Raw genomic sequence first — 2,754 nt, forward strand, 5'->3', positions numbered from 1 at the left:
GCATCGTCCCTCCCGCAATCAGAGAGACGAAAACGCAAAACGCGCCAATCCGTTCAAGCGACGACAGGCCCTAGTGGGCAGAACCTGCGCTTGGTACCGTCTGCAACCGACCCTTCTCGGGCGTTGAGATCGGACTCTCGCAGGTCTGTCCCTGGCCTTTAAACGGATCCGCCTTTTTGCTGATCGGCAGAAAGAGGTAGGCCCCTGCGAGAAGAGCAAGACGACGCGATACCGCATTGCAACATTAAGGCGCGGTTAGAGCGCCTACCGGACTTGTCGCATGCGTTCCGGCGGGTCATTTTGGCTAGCTTGGTTTTTATTTTAGATGAGGCAAGATTTTAGACATCCCCGCATCTAAACCCAAATGGGCCAGCAAAGTCGCTATCACGCCGACTGTTAGATATGCTGCACCCTTACCTAAGGCTGGAGTATAATTTTTCATGAAAAGATGAAGATAATTGCCAACATCTTCGGCCGATTTGGTCTTGGCTTTTGTGTTCGTCGTTTTTTCCAGCAGATCATTTAGTCGTCTTAATTCAATAATGAGTTGCGCGACGTCGGATCGATACTTTTTGTCATCTATAAATAATGCTGGAGGAGCCGAGTTGTGATTTCTTAGAGGATCGTAGTCTAGCGCTTCCTGGAGGGCCTCCAACAAGATAGTGGCATAGTTCGTGATTTGCTTGCGATTGCTGGCCAGCAACCGCGCTGATGGTAACTTCTTCGACTGAGGACGTTTAGGTGTAGGCTCCGTCGCACGTTCTGGAATGGATAAACTTTCTCGCTGGAACCTAAGAGCTTGCCGGATTACTTCAGTATTGGTTGATAAGCCGAGTTTCTTCTTCAGCGCATCAAAATTTTCGACAGTTTCTGCATTAAGATCCACGGTCAAACGCGCGCTTCTCGCCTTCGCGCCATCACTGAGTTCTTGGTAGGGGAGCGGGCGAGATCGATATGTCCGCGGCGAAACCAACGTCGAAGATTGCGGGCGTTTTGTCATGAGACCATAAGCCGGGATTCAACTGCCAAGTCATATCTCTAAATTCGGCAACCTGCCACAGCGTTGATCTGTCTCCGTCTCCGTGCGTCTGCTTCGGAGACACATAGGACTCAATCCAAGCGTCTGGATGGGCGCAAACGTTGGCCCAATCCGGGTCGATCTCAGCGTCGGTTTTCCACCCTTCTCGGACTTTGAACGATGGGGGTTAAGGATCAAATTTCCAGCACTAGTTCTGCCGTTGTTTCATTTTGATGGATCGCGGGACGAGCAATCCCTCTAACGATCGGAGCACGAGTTGGCTGGATGCTCGTAGATGGCGCCGGAGGTCCTTACGGGGTCGCGCCGTGAGATAGCTGGGACAGCCTTCCGTAAGACGTTGATCCGGACGCTTGAACCGATCGCATTTGCATATGGAGTACATAGGTTTCTGGTAGGCTGACACTCGCCGACAACGGTTCGAGGTGGCCAGACTGGAACCCTGACATGAACCCCAGGACGGGGCCTAAGCAGTTCGAGCGCGGCACGCCAGTCGAGACTCTCGCGGGCACGGTCGAACGCGTGACCTTCCACAATTCAGAAACCGGCTTCTGCGTTTTGAAGGTGCAGGCGCGGGGTAAGCGTGACCTCGTGCCGGTGATCGGCCACGCCCCAGCTATCGGCGCAGGCGAGTGGATTACGGCAACCGGCATCTGGTTCTCCGACCGGCAGCACGGGCTCCAGTTCAAAGCCGAGACCCTCAAGGCGACGCCGCCAACCGGGGCTGAGGGCATCGAGAAGTACCTTGCCTCCGGCTATATGCGGGGCATTGGCCCTGCCATGGCCAAGCGTATCGTGGCGCTTTTTGGCGAGAACACCTTCGAGGTCATCGAGGCCGAGCCTGATCGCTTGAAGGAGGTCGGTGGCATTGGACCGATGCGCGCCGAGCGCATCGTGAAGGGCTGGGCCGAGCAGAAGGCGGTGCGGGAGATCATGATCTTCCTCCACGCTCATGGCGTCGGCACGGCGCGCGCGGTGCGCATCTACAAGACCTACGGTCAGGAATCGATCAAGGTCATGACCGAGGACCCGTACCGGCTCGCGCGTGACATTCGCGGCATCGGGTTCCGAACGGCAGATGCCATCGCGATGAAGCTCGGCCTGGAGAAGGAAGCGCCGCAGCGCCTGAGGGCCGGTGTCTCGTTCGCGCTCCAGACTGCGATGGACGAAGGGCATTGCGGCTTGCCCACCGAGCGCCTTGCCGTGCTCGCCCAAAAGCTGCTGGAGGTCGAACCCGATTTGATCCGCGTCGCCATCGCCCTGGAGCTACGCGGCGAGGACGTGGTGGCAGACACGGTGGATGGCGAGACCTGCTTCTTCCTCAAGGGTCTTCACTCATCCGAGCGGGTCATCGCCGAGCGCTTGATCGATCGCGCCTCCGGTTCGCCGCCCTGGCCTGAGATCGACCTCGACAAAGCTCGGCCCTGGGTGGAAGGGAAGACCGGCAAGACACTCTCGCCCTCGCAGATCGAGGCGGTACGGCTGATGCTGACCTCCAAGCTCTGCGTGATCACGGGCGGTCCTGGCGTCGGTAAAACCAGCACCCTCGACTCCATGCTGCGCATCCTCAGGGCCAAGGGCGTTCAGGTGCTGCTTGCAGCGCCCACGGGACGCGCTGCCAAGCGCATGACCGAGCAGACCGGCCTAGGGCCTGTCGTCGCTTGAACGGATTGGCGCGTTTTGCGTTTTCGTCTCTCTGATTGCGGGAGGGACGATGC

1 protein-coding gene and 1 pseudogene are annotated in these 2,754 nt (G+C 57.7%); one reads left to right on the top strand and one right to left on the bottom strand.

Going from position 1 to position 2,754, the window contains the following annotated elements; genetic code table 11:
- Positions 1-316: 316 nt before the first annotated feature.
- The gene (locus BM249_RS20970; RefSeq protein WP_244528901.1) at positions 317-886 is read right to left on the bottom strand and encodes a ribbon-helix-helix domain-containing protein; all 570 of its coding nucleotides are present in this window, start codon (positions 884-886) and stop codon (positions 317-319) included.
- 597 nt (positions 887-1,483) lie between these two features.
- Between BM249_RS20970 and BM249_RS20975 the strand changes: the two are divergent.
- A pseudogene (locus tag BM249_RS20975) lies at positions 1,484-2,683 on the top strand (helix-hairpin-helix domain-containing protein); the annotation flags it as partial.
- Positions 2,684-2,754: the final 71 nt, after the last annotated feature.

Source organism: Methylobacterium gossipiicola (assembly GCF_900113485.1).
Taxonomy (GTDB): domain Bacteria; phylum Pseudomonadota; class Alphaproteobacteria; order Rhizobiales; family Beijerinckiaceae; genus Methylobacterium; species Methylobacterium gossipiicola.